We start from the raw sequence: 20,268 nt of genomic DNA, 5'->3' as shown, positions 1-20,268 counted from the left end.
TCCGGTGCTCAGATCAAGACGACGTCGAGGAGGACCCACGATGGCCGATGAGAAGCAGCTGCTCGACGCTTTGAGGAAGCTGGCCGCCGAGCACTTCGAAACCCGTGAGCGGGTCAAGGAGCTGGAGTCCGGCGCCCGCGAGCCGATCGCGATCGTGGGCATGGGGTGCCGGTACCCGGGCGGGGCGGTCGGTCCCGAGGAGTTCTGGAACCTGGTGGCCGACGGCGTCGACGCGGTGGGCGGGTTCCCGTCCGACCGCGGCTGGGAGGCGTTCGACAACCAGGGCGGATACCGCCGGCAGGGCGGATTCGTCTACGACGTGGCCGACTTCGACGCGGGGTTCTTCGGGATCAGTCCGCGTGAGGCGCTGGCGATGGACCCGCAGCAGCGGTTGCTGCTGGAGACCTCGTGGGAGGCGATCGAGCGCGCGGGGATCGACCCGCGGTCGCTGCACGGCTCGGCGACCGGCGTCTTCGTCGGTGCGAGCCACGCCGGTTACGAGGCCAGCCTGCCCGTCGAGGACGCCAGCCTGGACGGCTACCGGCTGATCGGTACGGTGTCGTCCGTGGCGTCGGGTCGGATCTCGTACTGCCTGGGTCTGACCGGTCCGGCGGTGACGGTGGACACGGCGTGCTCGTCCTCGCTGGTGGCGATGCACCAGGCGATCCTGGCGCTGCGGGCCGGTGAGTGCTCGATGGCGCTGGCCGGCGGTGTCGCGGTGATGGTCTCGCCCGGTGCGTTCATGGAGTTCGGGCGTCAGGGCGGTATGGCGTCCAGCGGTCGGTCGAAGGCGTTCTCGGAGGAGGCCGACGGGATCGGCTGGGGCGAGGGCGCGGGCATGGTGCTGCTGGAGCGCCTGTCGGACGCCCGGCGCAATGGCCACCAGGTGCTGGCCGTGATCCGTGGCAGCGCGGCCAACCAGGACGGCGCGTCGAACGGCCTGTCCGCGCCGAACGGTCCCTCGCAGCGGCGGGTGATCCGCGCGGCGCTGGCCAACGCGCAGCTGTCGCCCTCCGACGTGGACGCGGTGGAGGCCCACGGCACGGGTACGACGCTCGGTGACCCGATCGAGGCCGGTGCGCTGCTGGCGACGTACGGTCAGGAGCGGTTCGAGGACCGGCCGTTGTGGCTGGGGTCGGTGAAGTCCAACATCGGGCACTCGCAGTGCGCCGCCGGTGTGGCCGGGGTGATCAAGATGGTGATGGCGCTGCGGCACGAGGTGCTGCCGAGGACGCTGTTCGCCGAGGAGCCGTCCTCGCACGTGGACTGGACGTCCGGGAACGTGCGGCTGCTGAGCGAACCGGTGGCGTGGCCGGCGGGCGAGCGGCCGCGTCGGGCGGGTGTGTCGGCGTTCGGTGTGAGCGGGACGAACGTCCACCTGATCGTGGAGGAGGCCCCGGCGGCCGTCGAGGCGGCGGCTGAGCCGGCGGGCCAGGAGAGCCCGGTGCTCACCGGGGCGGCGGGTGTGGCCTGGCCGGTCTCCGGTCGCAGCGTGGCGGCGCTGGCCGGTCAGGCGGGTCGACTGCGTGAACACGTCGCGGAGCGGCCGGAGTTGTCGGTCCGCGATGTGGCGTGGTCGCTCGCGACGACGCGTGCGGCGCTGGAGCACCGGGCCGTCCTGCTCGGCGCGAACCGGGATGAACTGGCGGCGGGGCTGACGGCCGTCGCCACCGGGCAGCCGGCGGCGGGTGTGGTCACGGGGTCGGTGGCGGCCGCCGGGGTGGGCCGGACGGTGTTCGTCTTCCCGGGGCAGGGGAGCCAGTGGGTCGGCATGGGGCGTGAGCTGGCCGAGTCGTCCCCGGTCTTCGCCGCGAAGTTGGCGGAGTGTGCTAAGGCCCTGGTGCCTTATGTGGACTGGCAGTTGGACGATGTGCTGGCGGGCCGGCACGGCTTTGAGGCCGCTGATGTGGTGCAGCCGGCGCTGTGGGCGGTGATGGTGTCGCTCGCCGCCGTCTGGGAGGCGGCGGGTGTCGCTCCGGACGCGGTGCTGGGTCACTCGCAGGGTGAGATCGCCGCTGCGGCCGTCGCGGGGATCCTGTCCCTCGATGACGCCGCCAAGGTGGTGGCTCTGCGGAGCAAGACCCTGAAGGTGCTGGCCGGTCGTGGCGGGATGCTGTCGATTGCCGAGCCGGTGGACGGTGTCCGCGCGCGGATCGCGTCGTACGGCACCCGCCTTTCCGTCGCGGCCGTGAACGGCCCGTCGGCGACGGTGGTTTCCGGTGACGCCGACGCGCTGCGCGAACTCGCCGACTCCTGTGGGGAGTCCCCGCGCGCCCGGATGATCCCGGTGGACTACGCGTCCCACAGCGCGCACGTGGACGAGCTGCGCGAGGAGATCCTGACCGTCCTCGACGGGATCCGGCCTCGTGAGGCGCAGGTCCCGATGGTCTCCGCGCTGACCGGTGCATGGCTCGCGGGCCCGGAGCTGGACCCCGCCTACTGGTATGCGTCGCTCCGCGAGACGGTGGAGTTCGACCGCGCCGTGCGGATCCTCGGCGACGCGGGCCACGGCGTGTTCCTGGAGGTGTCCCCGCACCCGGTGCTGACCCCGGCGATCGCCGACAGCCTGGAGGACCGTTCCCCGGTGGTCGCAGGCACCCTGCGGCGCGAGGAGGGCGGCGCTCAGCGCCTGTTGACCTCGCTCGCCGAGGCGTACGTCCAGGGCGCCCCCGTCGACTGGGCGGCGGTGCTCGGCGGCGGTACGACCGTCGCGCTGCCGACCTACGCGTTCCAGCGGCGCCGCTACTGGCCCGAGGCCCCGGTGCTGGAGCGTACGAAGCTGTCGGTGGACGACTGGCGCTACCGCATCACCTGGCAGCCGGCCGCCGCGAGCGGCTCGGCGGACCTGTCCGGCACCTGGCTGGTCGTCGGCGACGCCCCCGACGCGGCCACGATCGCCGAGGCGCTGACGGCGCGTGGTGCCGAGGCGGTGCGGACGACGCTCGCGGGCCTCGACGAGGCCATCGCAGGAGCGGGCGGGGACGTGCGCGGTGTGGTGTCGCTCCTGGCGCTCGACGAGTCGCCGGACGCCGAGTTCGCGTGGCTGTCCCGGGGCAGCGCCGACACCCTCGACCTGGTCCAGAGGTTGGGCCGGGCCGGGATCACCGCTCCGCTCTGGGTACTGACCCGTGGCGCGGTGCGGGTCGCCGCCGACGAGGTGACGACCAGCCCGGTGCAGACCCAGGTCTGGGGTCTCGGTCGTACGGTCGGCCTGGAGCACGCGGACCGTTGGGGCGGTCTGGTCGACCTGCCGCCGGTGCTGGACGCCGATGCGGCCGCTCGTCTGGTCGGCGTCCTCGCGGACGGCAGTGAGGACCAGGTCGCCGTACGGCCGTCGGGTGTGTTCCTGCGCCGCCTGGTGCGGGCCGAGGCCCGGCGCGTCGAGTCGGAGGACTGGTCGCCGCGCGGCACCGTCCTGCTGACCGGTGGCACCGGCTCGATCGGCGTCTGCATCGGCCCCTGGCTTGCCGAGCACCGCGCGCCGAGGGTGGTTCTGACCTCCCGCTCCGGCCCGTCGGCGCACGGCGTGGCGGCGCTCGCCGCCGCCGTGGCGACCGGCGGCTCGGCCGTCGAGGTCGTCAGCTGCGACCTGACGGAGCGTGCGCAGGTTGCGGCGATGGTGGCGTGGATCGAGGACACCGGTCCCGGCCTGTCCACCGTCCTGCACTCCGCCAACGCGCCGATCCTGGCCCGGGTGGAGGACACCAGCCGGGAGGAGCTGGCCGTCGCGGTCGGCGCGAAGGCGGCCGGCGCCGTCCACCTGGACGAGGCGACGGCGGACCTGGGCATCGACGAGTTCGTCCTCTTCTCGTCGATCTCGGCGACCTGGGGCAGCAACGACCACGCCGCCTACGCGGCCGGGAACTCCTTCCTGGACGGGCTTGCCGAGGACCGGCGCGGCCGGGGCCTGCCGGGGACCTCGATCGCGTGGGGCGTCTGGAACACCCGCGACTGGGACGCCGTCGACGCGGCGATGGACCAGGCTCCCGGTCGCGTCACCCCGCACCGCCTGCTGCGGCAGGGCATGAACTTCCTGGACACCCAGCGGGCGCTGACCGCGCTCGGCGAGATCCTGGCCGACGACGAGACCTTCATCGCCCTCGCGGACGTCGAGTGGGAGAAGTTCGCGCCGGTCTTCACGGCCGCGCGGCCTCGCCCGCTGCTGGACACCATTCCGGAGGCCCAGGAGGACACGACCGTCCGTCGTGACGAGGACGGGCGCGGTGACTTCGAGCTCCAGCTGGCCGGGCTGTCGGCGGCCGAGCGGCGCCGGACGGTCACCGAACTGGTGCGGACGCACGCGGCCACGGTGCTGGGCCACGAGTCGGTGGACGAGATCGTGGCCAGCCGGGCGTTCCGGGAGCTGGGCTTCGACTCGCTGACCGCCGTCGAGCTCCGCAACCGCCTGAACACCGCGTGCGGCCTGAGGCTGCCGTCCACGGTGATCTTCGACCACCCGAGCGCCTCGGCGCTGGCGGACGAGATCCTGGCCGCGCTGTTCGGCACGGACGCGGACGAGGGCCAGGCCGTGACGGCGGCGGTGGCGGTGTCGACCGATCCGATCGCGATCGTCGGTATGGCCTGCCGTTACCCGGGCGGCGTCCGGACACCCGAGGAGCTGTGGGACCTCCTGGTCGCGGGCGGGGACGCGATCGGCGCGTTCCCGGCCGACCGCGGCTGGGACATCGAGGCGCTGTTCGACCCCGACCCCGACGCCGAGGGCTCGACCTACGTCGTGGAGGGCGGATTCCTCAGTGGGGCCGCGGAGTTCGACGCCGGGTTCTTCGGGATCAGCCCGCGCGAGGCGATGGCGATGGACCCGCAGCAGCGCCTCCTGCTGGAGACCTCCTGGGAGGCCGTCGAGCGGGCCGGCATCGACCCGAAGTCGCTGCACGGCTCCGCGACCGGCGTGTTCATCGGCGCGGCGTCGTCGGGCTACATCGCGACGGGTGCCACCGTCCCGGGCGCCGAGGCGCACCTGATCACCGGAAACGCGCTGAGCGTGCTCTCCGGCCGGGTGTCGTACACGCTGGGCCTGAACGGGCCCGCGGTGACCGTCGACACGGCATGCTCGTCGTCCCTGGTCGCGCTGCACCAGGCGGTGCAGGCGCTGCGGTCGGGCGAGTGCTCGATGGCGCTGGCGGGCGGTGTGACGGTGATCGCCGACCCGGCCGAGTTCGTCGGCTTCTCACGCCTGCGGGCGCTCGCCTCGGACGGCCGCTGCAAGGCCTTCGGCGAGGGCGCCGACGGCATGGGCATCGGCGAGGGCGCGGGCATGCTCGTGCTGGAGCGGCTCTCGGACGCCCGCCGTAACGGGCACCAGGTGCTCGGCGTGCTCCGGGGGAGCGCCGTCAACCAGGACGGCGCCTCCAACGGCCTGTCCGCGCCCAACGGCCCGGCCCAACGGCGGGTCATCCGGGCGGCGTTGGCGAGTGCGCAGCTGTCGGCTGCGGATGTCGACGTGGTCGAGGCGCACGGGACGGGCACGGAGCTGGGTGACCCGATCGAGGCGGGCGCGCTGCTGGCGACGTACGGCCAGGAGCGGTTCGAGGACCGGCCGTTGTGGCTGGGGTCGGTGAAGTCGAACATCGGGCACGCGCAGCAGGCCGCCGGTGTGGCCGGTGTGATCAAGATGGTGCTGGCGTTGCGGGCCGGGGTGCTGCCGAAGACGCTGCACGCGGATGAGCCGTCCTCGCACGTCGATTGGGAGACGGGCAACGTCCGTCTGCTCCAGGACGCGGTGCAGTGGCCGGCGGGCGAGCGGCCGCGCCGGGCGGGTGTGTCGGCCTTCGGCATCAGCGGCACCAACGTCCACCTGATCGTGGAGGAGGCCCCGGCGGCCGTCGAGGCGGCGGTTGAGCCGGCGGGCCAGGAGAACCCGGTACTCACCGGGGCGGCAGGCGTGGCCTGGCCGGTCTCCGGTCGTAGCGCGACCGCGCTGGCCGGTCAGGCCGGTCGGCTGCGCGAGTACGTGCTGGCGCGGCCGGAGCTGCCGGTGGGCGACGTCGCGTGGTCGCTGGCCACGACGCGATCGGTGTTCGAGCAGCGTGCGGTCGTGCTGGGCGGCGAGCGGGGCGAGCTTGCGGCGGGTCTCGCGGCGGTGGCCACGGGGCAGCCGGCGGCGGGTGTGGTGACCGGGTCTGTGGCGGCTGCTGGAGTGGGGCGGACGGTGTTCGTCTTCCCCGGTCAGGGGAGCCAGTGGGTCGGGATGGGGCGTGAGCTGGTCACGTCGTCGCCAGTGTTCGCGGCGCGGCTGGCGGAGTGTTCTGCGGCCCTGGCGCCTTACGTGGATTGGCAGTTGGACGATGTGCTGGCCGGCATTCACGGCTTTGAGGCCGCCGACGTCGTGCAGCCGGCGCTGTGGGCCGTGATGGTCTCGCTCGCCGCGGTCTGGGAGGCGGCGGGTGTCGCTCCCGATGCGGTGGTGGGTCACTCGCAGGGTGAGATCGCGGCGGCTGCCGTCGCGGGGATTCTCTCCCTCGACGATGCCGCGAAGGTCGTCGCTCTGCGGAGCAAGACCCTGAAGGCCCTGGCCGGGCGCGGCGGGATGCTGTCGATCGCCGAGCCGGTGGACGGTGTCCGCGCGCGGATCGCCCCGTACGGCACCCGGCTTTCCGTCGCGGCCGTGAACGGCCCGTCGGCGACGGTCGTCTCCGGTGACGCCGACGCGCTGCGCGAACTCGCCGAGGCGTGCGGGGATTCGCCTCGTGCCCGGATGATTCCGGTGGACTACGCCTCGCACAGCGCCCACGTGGACGAGCTGCGCGAGGAGATCCTCTCCGTGCTCCAGGGCATCGCGCCGACCGAGGCTCGTATCCCCATGGTGTCGGCGCTGACCGGCGCGTGGCTGTCCGGCCCCGAGCTGGACCCCGCCTACTGGTACGCGTCCCTGCGCGAGACGGTGGAGTTCGACCGCGCCGTACGGATCCTCGGCGACGCGGGCCACGGAGTGTTCCTGGAGGTCTCGCCGCACCCGGTGCTGACCCCGGCGATCGGCGACGCCCTGGAGGCGCTGTCCCCGGTCGTGGTCGGCACGCTGCGACGCGACGAGGGCGGCGCGCAGCGCCTGTTGACCTCGCTCGCCGAGGCCTACGTCCAGGGCGCCCCCGTCGACTGGGCGGCGGTGACGGCCGGCGGTACGACCGTCGCGCTGCCGACCTACGCGTTCCAGCACCGCCACTACTGGCCCGCCTTGGACGGTCGCCGTTCCGAAGCGGGCGAGGCCACCGGTGCGGAGGCGGGTTTCTGGAGCGCCGTGGAGAGTGGTGATGTCACCGCGCTCGCCGGTCTGCTCGGGGTGGACCCGGCGGATGCCGCGCTGGGTGCGCTGACCGATTGGCGGCGCCGTGAGCGGGCCGGCTCGGCGGTTGCCGATTGGCGGTACCGGGTGTCATGGGCGCCGGTGAGCGAGTCCAACGGGGTCCTGGCCGGGACGTGGCTGCTGGTGGGGGAGTCCCCGGATGCCGCTGCCGTCGCGGAGTCGCTGGAGCACCACGGGGCAACCGTGGTCCGCTCGGCTCCGGACGGCGTCGCCGACGCGGTGGCCGCGTGCTCCGATCTGCGGGGTGTGGTGTCGCTGCTGGCGCTGGACGAGTCGCCGGAGGAGGCGGGTCCGTGGGTGTCGCGTGGTGGCGCTGACACGCTCGCGCTGGTTCAGGAGCTTGGCCGGCTCGGTGTGTCCGCCCCGCTGTGGGTGGTCACGCAGGGTGCGGTGCGGGCCGTCGCCGGTGATGCGGTGCGGCCGGTGCAGGCGCAGGTGTGGGGTCTGGGTGCCGTGGCGGCGCTGGAGTTGGCGGGCCGCTGGGGCGGGCTGATCGACTTGCCGGCTGCCGTGGATGCCCGCGTCGGTGCGCGGCTGGCGTCCGTCCTGGTCGGGGATGAGGATCAGGTGGCGGTGCGTGCGGGCGGTGTGGTGGCGCGGCGGTTGGTGCGCGCAGGCCGTCCGAACGTGCGCGAGGCGTGGTCGCCGCGTGGGTCGGTCCTGGTGACGGGTGGCACGAGCGGTGTCGGTGCGATCACGGCTCAGTGGGTGGCGGATCGTGGTGCGGCGCGGGTCGTGCTGACGTCCCGTTCGGGTCCGGGTGCCGCCGGTGTGGCGGAGTTGGCGGCCTCGATCGCGGCTCGCGGTGCGGCGGTGGAGGTGGTGGCGTGTGACGTCGCCGACCGCGCTTCTGTGGCGGAGATCCTGGACCGTATCGACGCGACGGGTCCGGCGCTGTCGTCGGTGGTCCATTCGGCCGGGACGGGCGGGAGGACACCGGTGGAGCAGCTGTCGGTGGCCGAGCTGTCGCGGTTGCTGTCGGCGAAGGTCGGCGGCGCTGTGGTGCTGGACGAGTTGACGGCGGGTCGGGATCTGGACGCGTTCGTGCTGTTCTCGTCGGGCGCGGGCGTCTGGGGCAGCGGCGCTCTGGCTGGCTATGCGGCGGCGAACGCGCATCTGGACGCGTTGGTGGAGGATCGCCGTTCCCGTGGTCTGGTGGCCTCCTCGGTCGCGTGGGGCCTGTGGGCCGGCGTCGGCATGGCGGCCGGCTCGGGTGGCGACCGGTTGCGCGAGTTCGGTATGGAGGGCATCGACGGGCGTCGGGGCATGCTGGCGTTGGGCCAGGTCCTGGACGCGGGCGAGGGTGCGATGGTGGTGGCCGGCTTCGACTGGCCGCAGTTCGTGCCGACCTACACCCTGCACCGGCCGAGCCGCCTGCTGGCGGATCTGCCCGAGGTCCGTGCGGTCCTGGCCGCCGAGGCCGCCGTCGAGTCCACCACCGAGGAAGTCGGCGCGTGGGCAAGCCGGTTGGCCGGAATGCCGGCCGCTGAGCAGCGCCAGGTCCTGACCGACCTGGTGCGAGGCCACGCGGCCGCGGTCCTCGGCCACGACTCGGCGGACGACGTACTGCCGCAACGCGCCTTCAAGGAGCTGGGCTTCGACTCCGTCGGAGCCGTCGAGCTGCGGAACCGCCTCTCCAAGGAGGTCGGTGTCAAGCTGGCCTCCACGATGGTCTTCGACCACCCGAACGCCACCGCCCTCGCGGACTACCTGCGGGGCGAACTCGTCGGCACCGGCGGCCAGACGGCCCAGGCCGACGGCGCGGTCCAGGTCGTGGCCGCGGCGATCGGCGAGCCGATCGCGATCGTCGGCATGGGCTGCCGGTACCCGGGCGGTGTGACGGGGCCCGACCAGTTCTGGGACCTGCTCGTCGCGGGGACCGACACGATCAGCGAATTCCCGACCGACCGAGGCTGGGAGGCCGTCGAGGAGGGCTTCGGCCAGCGGCAGGCGTACCGCCGACAGGGCGGATTCATCTACGACGTGGCCGACTTCGACGCGGGGTTCTTCGGGATCAGCCCGCGTGAGGCGCTGGCGATGGACCCGCAGCAGCGGCTGCTGCTGGAGACGTCCTGGGAGGCGATCGAGCGCGCGGGGATCGACCCGAAGTCGCTGCACGGCTCGGCGACCGGCGTCTTCGTCGGTGCGAGCCACGCCGGTTACGACGCGAGCCTGCCGGCCGACGACCGGAGCCTGGACGGCTACCGGCTGATCGGCACGGTATCCGCCGTCGCCTCGGGCCGGATCTCGTACTGCCTGGGCCTGACCGGCCCCGCCATCACGGTGGACACGGCCTGCTCGTCCTCCCTGGTGGCGATGCACCAGGCGATGCTCGCCCTGCGGTCGGGCGAGTGCTCGATGGCGCTGGCCGGCGGTGTCGCGGTGATGGTCTCGCCCGGCGCGTTCATGGAGTTCGGCAGCCAGGGCGGCATGGCCTCCAGCGGCCGGTCGAAGGCGTTCTCGGACGAGGCCGACGGCATCGGCTGGGGCGAGGGCGCGGGCATGGTGCTGCTGGAGCGTCTCTCGGACGCCCGGCGCAACGGCCACCAGGTGCTGGCGGTGATCCGCGGGAGCGCGGCCAACCAGGACGGCGCGTCCAACGGTCTGGCGGCGCCCAACGGCCCCTCGCAGCGGCGGGTGATCCGCGCGGCGCTGGCGAACGCGCAGCTGTCGCCCTCCGACGTCGACGCGGTCGAGGCCCACGGCACCGGCACCTCGCTCGGCGACCCGATCGAGGCAGGCGCGCTGCTGGCGACGTACGGCCAGGAGCGTTACGAGGACCGGCCGTTGTGGCTGGGATCGGTGAAGTCCAACATCGGCCACACCCAGTGCGCCGCCGGCGTCACCGGCGTGATCAAGATGGTGATGGCGCTGCGAAACGGCATGCTGCCGAAGACCCTGCACGCGGACCAGCCGTCGACCCACGTGGACTGGGAGACGGGCAACGTCCGGCTGCTCCAGGACGCGGTGCGGTGGCCGGCGGGCGAGCGGCCGCGCCGGGCGGGTGTGTCGGCGTTCGGTGTGAGCGGCACCAACGTCCACCTCATCCTGGAGGAGGCGCCCGACGTCGAAGCCGAGGAGCTGGAAGCCGAGGTGCTTCCGGTGCTCGCCGGTGGGACGTCGGCCTGGCCGGTCTCCGGCCAGAGCGCTGCGGCGCTCGCGGGTCAGGCGGGTCGGCTGCGTGAACACGTGCTGGCGCGGCCGGAGTTGCCGGTCGGCGACGTCGCGTGGTCGCTCGCGACGACGCGTGCGGCGCTGGAGCACCGGGCCGTCGTGCTCGGTGGCGAGCGGGGCGAGCTCGCTGAACGTCTCGCGGCGGTGGCGACGAAGCAGCCCGCGTCCGGTGTGGTGACCGGTTCGGTGGCTCCTGGCGGGGTGGGGCGGACGGTGTTCGTCTTCCCCGGCCAGGGGAGCCAGTGGGTCGGCATGGGGCGCGAGTTGGCCGAGTCGTCCCCGGTGTTCGCGGCCAAGCTGGCGGAGTGCGCCGAGGCTCTCGCGCCGTACGTGGACTGGCAGTTGGACGACGTTCTGGCGGGCCGGCACGGCTTCGAGGCCGCCGATGTGGTGCAGCCGGCGCTGTGGGCGGTGATGGTGTCGCTCGCTGCGGTGTGGGAGGCGGCCGGTGTCGCTCCGGACGCCGTGGTCGGTCACTCGCAGGGTGAGATCGCGGCGGCCGCCGTCGCGGGGATTCTCTCCCTCGACGATGCCGCGAAGGTCGTCGCTCTGCGGAGCAAGACCCTGAAGGCCCTTGCTGGTCGCGGCGGGATGCTGTCGATCGCGGAGCCGGTGGACGGTGTGCGCGCGCGGATTGCCCCGTACGGCTCTCGCCTGTCGGTGGCGGCGGTGAATGGTCCGTCGGCGACGGTCGTGTCCGGTGACGCCGATGCGCTGCGTGAACTGGCGGACTCCTGCGGGGATTCGCCGCGTGCCCGGATGATTCCGGTGGACTACGCGTCCCACAGCGCGCACGTGGACGAGCTGCGGGAGGAGATCCTCGCTGTTCTCCAGGGCATCGCTCCGACCGAGGCTCGGATCCCGATGGTGTCGGCGCTGACCGGTGCATGGCTCGCGGGCCCCGAACTGGACCCCGACTACTGGTACGCGTCCCTGCGCGAGACGGTGGAGTTCGACCGCGCCGTGCGGATCCTCGGCGACGCGGGCCACGGAGTGATCCTGGAGGTCTCGCCGCACCCGGTGCTGACCCCCGCGATCGCCGACAGCCTGGAAGAGCGCTCCCCGGTCGTCGCAGGCACCCTGCGCCGCGACGAGGGCGGCGCCCAGCGCCTGCTGACCTCGCTCGCCGAGGCGTACGTCCAGGGCGCCCCCGTCGACTGGGCGGCGGCGCTCGGCGACGGCACGACCGTCGCGCTGCCGACCTACGCCTTCCAGCGGCGCCGCTACTGGCCCGAGGCCCCGGCGGCGGAGCGTACGAAGCTGTCGGTGGACGACTGGCGCTACCGGATCACCTGGCAGCCGTCCGCCATCAGCGGTTCGGCGGTCCTGTCCGGGCCCTGGCTGCTGGTCGGGGACGCGCCGGATGCCGGTGCGGTGGCCGACGGGCTGGCGGGTCGTGGCGCCGAGGTCGTGCGGACGACGCTCGCGGGCCTCGACGCGGCCATCGCCGGTGCCGGTGCGGATGTCCAGGGCGTGGTGTCCCTCCTGGCCCTGGACGAGTCTCCGGACGCCGAGTTCGGGTGGGTCCCGCGCGGCAGCGCCGACACCCTCGACCTGGTGCAGAGGCTGGGCCGGGCCGGGATCGCCGCTCCGCTCTGGGTGCTGACCCGCGGCGCGGTGCAGGTGGCCGCCGGCGAGGTGACGACCAGTCCGATCCAGACCCAGGTCTGGGGTCTGGGCCGGGCCGTGGGCCTGGAGCACGCGGACCGTTGGGGCGGTCTGGTCGACCTGCCGCCGGTGGTGGACGTCGAGGCGGCGGCCCGGCTGGCCGGCGTGCTCGCGCACGGCCGGGAGGACCAGGTCGCGGTGCGTCCGTCGGGTGTGTTCCTGCGCCGGCTGGTGCGCGCCGAGGAGCACCGGCCCAAGGCCGGGGCCTGGAGCCCGAAGGGGACGGTCCTGCTGACCGGCGGTACGGGCTCGATCGGTGTCTGTGTCGGCCCCTGGCTTGCCGAGCACGGCACGCCGAGGGTGGTTCTGACCTCCCGTTCGGGTCCGGCGGCGCCCGGGGTGGCGGCGCTGGCCGCCACCGTCGCGGCTGCGGGCACCGCCGTCGAGGTCGTCTCGTGCGACCTGACGGAGCGTGCGCAGGTCACGGCGATGGTCTCGTGGATCGAGGACTCCGGCCCCGGCCTGTCCACCGTCCTGCACTCGGCGAACACGCCGTACCTGGCCCGACTCGAGGACACCAGCCGGGAGGGTCTGGCGGCGGCACTGGGCGCGAAGGCGGCCGGGGCCGTCCACCTGGACGAGGCGACGGCGCACCTGGGCATCGACGAGTTCGTGATGTTCTCCTCGATCTCGGCGACGTGGGGCAGCAACGACCACGGCGCCTACGCGGCGGGCAACTCCTTCCTGGACGGGCTCGCCGAGGACCGTCGCGGCCGGGGCCTGCCGGGGACCTCGATCGCCTGGGGTGTCTGGAACACCCGCGACTGGAACGCGGTCGACGCGGCGATGGACCAGGCTCCCGGTCGCGTCACCCCGCACCGGCTGCTGCGGCAGGGCATGAACTTCCTGGACACCGACCGGGCCCTGACGGCGCTCGGCGAGATCCTGGCCGACGACGAGACGTTCATCGCCCTGGCGGACGTCGAGTGGGAGAAGTTCGCGCCGGTCTTCACGGCCGCCCGCCCGCGCCCGCTGCTGGACACCATCCCGGAGGCGCAGGAGGACACCTCCTCCGGCCGTCCGGAGGACGACCAGCGCAACGAGTTCGCCGCCCGGCTGGCCGGCCTGTCGGCCGCCGAGCGGCGCCGGACCGTCGTGGAACTGGTGCGGACGCACGCCGCCGCGGTCCTCGGCCACGACTCGGCGGACGAGATCATGGCGAGCCGGGCGTTCCGCGAGCTGGGCTTCGACTCGCTGACCGCCGTCGAGCTCCGCAACCGCCTGAACAGCGCGTGCGGGGTGCGGGTGCCGTCCACGCTGGTCTTCGACCACCCGACCCCGGAGGCGGTGGCGGACTTCCTGATCACCGAGCTGACCGGGAGGGAACTGGTCGGCCACACGGCCGTGCTGGACGAGTTCGAGCGGCTGGCCGCCGGGCTCACCCCGTCGGACGACGAGACCCGCGCGGAGATCGTCGCCCGCCTGGAGGCACTGACCCAGCGCTTCCGCGCCGTCCGCGAGACCGGGGCGGACGGGACGGGCGAGGCCGACGAGCGCGCTCTCCAGGAGGCCACCGCCGACGAGCTGTTCGCCCTCCTGGAGGACGAGCTCGACGACCCGGACTTCGACTGACCATGCCGGGACCGTCGGCGCCAACTCCTCCCGAACGAGGTCGAATGTGAGCGACAGCACCATGCAGAACGAAGAGAAACTGCTCGATTTCCTCAAGCAGACCACCGCCAAGCTCCGCACCACGCGGGCCCGGCTGCGCGAGGCGACCGAGCGGGAGCGGGAGCCGATCGCGATCGTCGGGATGGCCTGCCGCTACCCGGGCGGTGTGCGCACCCCCGAGGACCTGTGGGACCTCCTGGTGGCGGGCGGGGACGCGGTCGGCGGGTTCCCCACCGACCGCGGCTGGGACCTCGGCGCGCTCTTCGATGCCGCCCCGGGCGCGGACGGCACGAGCAGCACCGTCCAGGCCGGGTTCGTCTCCGGGGCCGCGGACTTCGACGGCGGGTTCTTCGGGATCAGTCCGCGCGAGGCCCTGGCGATGGACCCGCAGCAGCGGCTGCTGCTGGAGACGGCCTGGGAGGCGGTCGAGCGGGCCGGGATCGACCCGGCGAGCCTGCGCGAGTCGGCCACCGGCGTGTTCGCGGGCGCCGCGCCCTCCGGGTACGCGACCGCCGGCGGCGACCTCTCGGGCTCGGAGGCGCACCTGATCACCGGTACGGCGATGAGCGTGCTGTCCGGCCGGGTGTCGTACACGCTGGGCCTGACGGGGCCGGCGGTGTCGGTGGACACCGCCTGCTCCTCCTCGCTGGTCGCGCTGCACCTCGCCGTGCAGTCGCTGCGCGCGGGGGAGTGCACGCTGGCGCTGGCCGGCGGGGTGACCGTGATCGTCAGCCCGGGCGAGTTCGTGGGCTTCTCGCAGCAGAACGCCCTTGCCCGGGACGGCCGTTGCAAGGCCTTCGGGGCGGGCGCGGACGGCATGGGCCTCGCCGAGGGTGCGGGTGTGGTGGTGCTGGAGCGGCTGTCGGACGCCCGGCGCAACGGGCACCGGGTGCTGGCCGTGGTCCGGGGGAGCGCCGTCAACCAGGACGGCGCCTCCAACGGCCTGTCCGCGCCCAACGGCCCCGCTCAGCAACGCGTGATCCGCGCGGCGCTGGCCAACGCCCGGCTGGCGACGGGGGACGTGGACGTCGTCGAGGCGCACGGCACCGGCACCACGCTGGGCGACCCGATCGAGGCGCAGGCGGTGCTGGCGACGTACGGGCAGGGGCATCCGGCCGAACGGCCGCTCTGGCTGGGGTCGGTGAAGTCGAACATCGGGCACGCCCAGCAGGCGGCCGGCATCGCCGGTGTGATCAAGATGGTGCTGGCGCTGCGGCACGAGGAGCTGCCGGCGACGCTGCACGCGGCGGAGCCGACCCCGCACGTCGACTGGTCGGCGGGGCACGTGAGCCTGCTCCAGGAGCGCGTGGCGTGGCCGGCGGGCGAACAGCCGCGTCGGGCGGGCGTCTCGGCGTTCGGGATCAGCGGCACCAACGCGCACGTGATCCTGGAGGAGGCGCCCGCCGGAGGGCCGGCCGCGCCGGAGCCGGACGGGACGCCGGAGCCGGCCGCGGTGTCGGCGCCCGCCGCGCCGCCGGTGCTGGTCGCGGAGCCCGCCGTGCTCCCGGTCACCGTCTCCGGACGGTCCGAGGAGGCCCTGGCGGACCAGGCGCGGCGGCTGCGGGACCACCTCCTGGCACGCCCCGAGCTGCCGCTGCCGGAGGTGGCCCGGTCGCTCGCCACCACGCGGACGGCGTTCAAGCGGCGCGCGGTGGTGCTGGGCACCGACCGTGCCGAGCTGGCGGCGAAACTGGAGGCCGTGGCCGCGGACCGGCCCGGGGCCGGGGTGCTGACGGGCGAGGTGCCGTCCGCCGGGGTGGGGCGGACGGTGTTCGTCTTCCCGGGGCAGGGCAGTCAGTGGGTCGGTATGGGGCGCGAGCTGGCGGAGGTCTCGCCGGTGTTCGCGGCGCGGCTGGCGGAGTGTGCCGATGCTCTCGCGCCTTATGTGGACTGGCAGTTGGACGAGGTGCTGGCCGGTCGGCACGGTTTCGAGGCCGCCGATGTGGTGCAGCCGGCGTTGTGGGCGGTGATGGTGTCGCTGGCTGCGGTCTGGGAGGCGGCCGGTGTCGTTCCCGACGCCGTGGTGGGCCACTCCCAGGGTGAGATCGCGGCGGCGGCCGTGGCCGGGATCCTCTCGCTGGAGGACGCGGCGAAGGTTGTTGCTCTGCGCAGCCGGACTCTGAAGGCGCTGGCGGGTCGTGGCGGGATGCTGTCGATCGCGGAGCCGGTGGCGGGTGTGCGGGCGCGGATCGCTCCGTACGGTTCCCGCCTTTCCATCGCGGCGGTGAACGGTCCGTCGGCGACGGTGGTTTCCGGTGACGCCGACGCGCTGCGTGAACTGGCCGACGCCTGCGGGGATTCGCCGCGTGCCCGGATGATCCCGGTGGACTACGCCTCGCACAGCGCCCACGTGGACGAGCTGCGCGAGGAGATCCTCGCCGCCCTCCAGGGCATCGCCCCCCGCGAGGGGCGGATTCCGATGGTCTCCTCCAGCACCGGCGCCACGGTCTCCGGGCCGGAACTGGTGCCGGACTACTGGTACGCCAGCCTGCGCGAGACCGTCGAGTTCGACCGGGCCGTGCACACCCTCGCCGGAACCGGCCACGGCGCCTTCGTCGAGGTGTCCCCGCACCCGGTGCTGGCCCCGGCCATCGCGGACAGCCTGGAGTCGTACGGCCCGGTCGTGGCCGACACCCTGCGCCGCGACGACGGCGGCGCCGGGCGCCTCCTGCTCTCGCTGGCCCAGGCGTACGTCCGCGGCCTGCCCGTGGACTGGACCGCCCTGCTGCCCGCCGGGACCGGGAGCGGCACCGTCGACCTGCCGACCTACGCCTTCCAGTACCGCCGCTACTGGCCGGTGTTCCCGGAGCCGGTGGCCCGGGACGCGGTGGCCGGCTGGCGGTACCGCGTCGAGTGGCAGCCCCTCGACGGGCCGTCGGGCTCGGCACCGGCGGCCTCGGTGCCGTCCGGCACGTGGCTCGTGGTCGCCGGCCCGGCCGGGGCCGGGACGGCCGCCGAGGTGGCCGGCGCGCTGCGGGCCGGCGGCGTAGAGGTCCGGGTGCTGGAGACCGGCGCCGCCGATCGCGCGACCCTCGGTGATGTCCTGCGCGGCGTCGGCGAGTTCGCCGGTGTGGTGTCCCTGCTGGCGCTGGACGAGACGCCGCTGCCCGGTCGGCCCCGGGTGCCCGCCGGTCTGGCGGCCTCCAGCGCGCTGCTGCAGGCGCTGCTCGACGCGGGGTCGGTGGTGCCGCTGTGGGTGCTGACCCGCGGCGCGGTGGCGGCGCTGCCGGGCGAGGTGCCCAGTCTGGCGCAGGCCCAGGTGTGGGCGTGGGGGCAGACGGCGGGTCTGGAGCAGGCCAAGCAGTGGGGCGGCCTGGTCGACCTCCCGGCCGGGTCGGACACGTCGGCCGGGTCCGACGCCTCGGTCGGGGACCGCCTGGCCGGGCTGCTCGCCGCGGGACCGGAGGGCGAGGACCAGGTCGCGTTGCGCGGCACGGGGGCGTTCGCGCGCCGCCTGGTGCGCGCCCCGCGCCCGGAAGCTGGACCCGCCGAGCCGTGGCGGACCGCCGGGACGGCGCTGGTCACTGGCGGTACGGGCCTGATCGGCGGCCGGACGGCGCGGCTGCTGGCCGAGCGCGGCACCCCGCGCGTGGTGCTGGCCGGCCGCTCCGGCCCGGCCGCGCCCGGGGTGCCCGAGCTGGCGGCCGGACTGGCGGCCCTCGGCAGCGCCGTCGAGGTGGTCGCCTGTGACGTCGCCGAGCGGCCCGCGGTCGGCGCGCTGCTGGACCGCGTTGCCGCCACCGGCCCCGCGCTGTCGGCGGTGGTGCACTCGGCGGGCACCGGCCACGGGGCGCCGGTCGCCGCGCTGACCGACGCCGGGCTGCAGGAGGTCTCCGAGGTGAAGGTCGGTGGCGCCGTGCACCTGCACGAGCTGTCGGCCGAGCGCGGACTGGAGCTGGACGCCTTCGTGCTGTTCTCCTCCGGCGCCGCCACCTGGGGCAGCGGGCTGCTGGCCGGGTACGGCGCCGCCAACGCGGCGCTGGACGCCCTGGCCGAGCGGCGGCGCGCGGCCGGGCTGGCGGCCACCTCGGTGGCCTGGGGCCTGTGGGGCGGCGGCGGCATGGGCGCGGGGGAGGCGGGTGAGCAGCTGAGCGCCTACGGGCTGCGGACGATGGCTCCCGAGCGCGGCATCGAGGGCCTCGCCCAGGCGCTGGACGACGACGAGACGCTGCTCGTCGTCGCCGACGTCGACTGGGCGCGGTTCGTGCCGCTGTACACGCTGCACCGGCCGAGCCCGCTGCTGTCCGCGCTTCCCGACGCCCTCCGGGTCCTGGAGCAGGGGGACGGGGACGAGGACGGGTTCGCGGGCGACGACGGCGCCGGTGCGCGGCGGTCGTCCGCCGCCGTCCGGCTGTCCGCCCGGCTCGGCGGGGCGCGGTCGGCGCGGGAGCGGGAGGCGGTCCTGCTGGAGCTGGTCCGGGAGCACGCCGCCGCCGCGCTCGGCCACCCGGACGCGGCGGCCGTCGACCCGGACGCCACGTTCCTGGAGCAGGGGTTCACCTCGCTGAGCGCGCTGGAGCTGCGCAAGCGGCTCGCCGGGGCCACCGGTCTGCGGCTGAGCGGTCCGCTGGTCTTCGACCACCCCACCCCCGCCCTGACGGCCGCGTACCTGCGGGAGCGGCTCGCCGACGGACCGGTGCGCCAGGACGGCGGACCGCAGCGGGCCGCGCCCCGCTTCGCGCTGGCCGCCGCGCCGGAATCCGCGGACGGCGCGGAGCGGGCCGGAGCCGCCGGGACACCGGCCGCCGAGACGCTGGCCGCCCTGTACCTGCGGGCGAACAGCCTCGGCCAGGGGGCCGACGCCGTACGGATGATCGCCGGGCTGGCCCGGTTCCGGCCCCGCTTCGCCGGTGCGGACGAGCTGGCGGGCGTCCCGCCCCTGGTCCCGCTCACCCGCCGGTCCGCGGACACGGTCGGGCCGACGCTCGTCTGCCTGCCGTCGTTCGGCGCGGGCGACGCCCAGGAGTTCGTCCGGGTGGTGCAGGGCCTGCGCCGCCCCCGGCACGTCCTCTCCGCGGTGATCCCCGGCTACACGGCGGGGGAGCCGCTGGCCGCCGACCCGGACGCGCTGCTCGACCTGTGCGTCCGGACGGTGCTCGCCGCCCCGGAGACCGCCCCGGAGGCCGGCCCGTTCGTCCTCGTCGGCTACTCCTCCGGCGGGCTGGTCGCGCAGGCCCTCGCCGCCCGCCTCGCCGAACTGGGCCGGGGCCCCGCCGCGCTGGTGCTGCTGGACAGCTTCGCCCCGCAGTCGGCCGGTGCCCCCGACGAGATCATCGGCACCCTGCCGGCCGCCGTGCTCCTGGGCAACCCCGGGGGCGTCGACGCGGGCGGCATCGGCGGGGACGACTGGCTGACCGCGCTCGCCCACTACTACGTCCAGGACTGGCGCGGCCACGTCCCGTACACCGCGGACCTGCCGACCCTGCTGCTCCGCCACGGCGGCGAGCCGGGCGGCCCCGAGGGCGGGGACGGCGCCGTCCGCCTCCCGTGGGACCTCTCCGGCGACCTCACCCCGGTGACCGTTCCGGGCGACCACTTCACCATGATCGGCGCCCACGCCGGGACCACCGCGCGGGCCGTCGACTCCTGGCTCGACGAGCACTTCACCACCACCCGGGAGGGACACGATGACTGACCGTCACGAACAGCACCGCCTCGCCGTCATCGGCGGCGGCGTCATGGGCACCAACATCGCCGCCCTCGCCCTCGGCCACGGCGTCGACGTCACCCTCGTCGACGTCGACGAGCCGACCCTGGCCACGGCCCGGACGGCGATCCGCCGCAAGCTGAAGCACGCCCAGCTGCTGGAGGCCCTCCCCGCGGGCCGCGCCCACGGCACGCTGGCCACCACCACCACGCCGGCCGACATCGCCGACGCGACCGCCGTCGTCGAGGCCGTCGTGGAGGTCGCCGAGGTCAAGCGCGAGGTGCTGACCGAGGTCTCCGGGCTGGTCGCCCCCGGCACCCTGCTGATCTCCAACACCTCGTGCATCCCCATCGACGAGATGGCGGGTTGGGTGGCGCGCGGCGACGAGCTCGTCGGCGTGCACTTCATGAACCCGGCCTACCTGATCACCATGGTCGAGGTGATCCGCGGCCGGGCCACCGGCGACGCCACGATGACCGCCGTCACCTCGCTGCTGACCGCGCTCGGCCGCACGGCGCTGGTGGTCAACGACGCACCGGGCTTCGTCGTCAACCGGCTGCTGCACCCGCTGATCAACCGGGCGGCGATGCTCGTCCAGGAGGGCGTCGCCTCCGCCGAGACGGTGGACGGGCTGCTGGAAGGCTGCCTCGGCCACACCACCGGACCGCTGCGCACCGCCGACCTGATCGGCATCGACAACCTCGTCGACTCCCTGCGGGTCCTGCACGAGCGCACCGGCGACCCCGAGTGCGACCCCTGCGAGCTGATGCTCCGGAAGGTCCGCGACGGGCACCACGGCCGCAAGTCCGGCCGGGGCTTCTACACGTACGGCTGAGCACCGGGCTCC

The 20,268-nt window shown here is 74.5% G+C and carries 3 protein-coding genes; all 3 read left to right on the top strand.

Annotated features, from left to right (window positions below; genetic code table 11):
• The first annotated feature begins 4 nt into the window (after window positions 1-4).
• Genes ACFVU7_RS09650 through ACFVU7_RS09640 form a run of 3 tightly spaced genes read left to right on the top strand, consistent with a single transcriptional unit; the run spans window position 5 to window position 20,256 of the window.
• On the top strand, window positions 5-13,735 hold the full coding sequence (locus tag ACFVU7_RS09650) for a type I polyketide synthase (RefSeq protein WP_388044822.1): 13,731 nt from the start codon (window positions 5-7) through the stop codon (window positions 13,733-13,735).
• A 46-nt stretch (window positions 13,736-13,781) separates the two neighbouring features.
• Window positions 13,782-19,409, top strand: coding sequence for an SDR family NAD(P)-dependent oxidoreductase (locus ACFVU7_RS09645; protein ID WP_388044821.1), 5,628 nt, complete (start codon window positions 13,782-13,784; stop codon window positions 19,407-19,409).
• The gene (locus tag ACFVU7_RS09640) at window positions 19,402-20,256 is read left to right on the top strand and encodes a 3-hydroxyacyl-CoA dehydrogenase family protein (protein ID WP_388044820.1); all 855 of its coding nucleotides are present in this window, start codon (window positions 19,402-19,404) and stop codon (window positions 20,254-20,256) included. Before ACFVU7_RS09645 ends, ACFVU7_RS09640 begins: the two co-directional genes overlap by 8 nt.
• The last annotated feature ends 12 nt before the right edge of the window (window positions 20,257-20,268 follow it).

Source organism: Kitasatospora sp. NPDC058046 (assembly GCF_042885595.1).
Classification (GTDB): domain Bacteria; phylum Actinomycetota; class Actinomycetes; order Streptomycetales; family Streptomycetaceae; genus Kitasatospora.
Note: the sequence above shows the minus strand (reverse complement) of the source record. Positions and strands in the feature narration are given on the sequence as shown.

What these genes read in the sequence shown, in the direction of transcription:
- ACFVU7_RS09640 (WP_388044820.1), top strand. Translation starts at nt 19,402, where the DNA reads ATGACTGACCGTCACGAACAGCACCGCCTCGCCGTCATCGGCGGCGGC.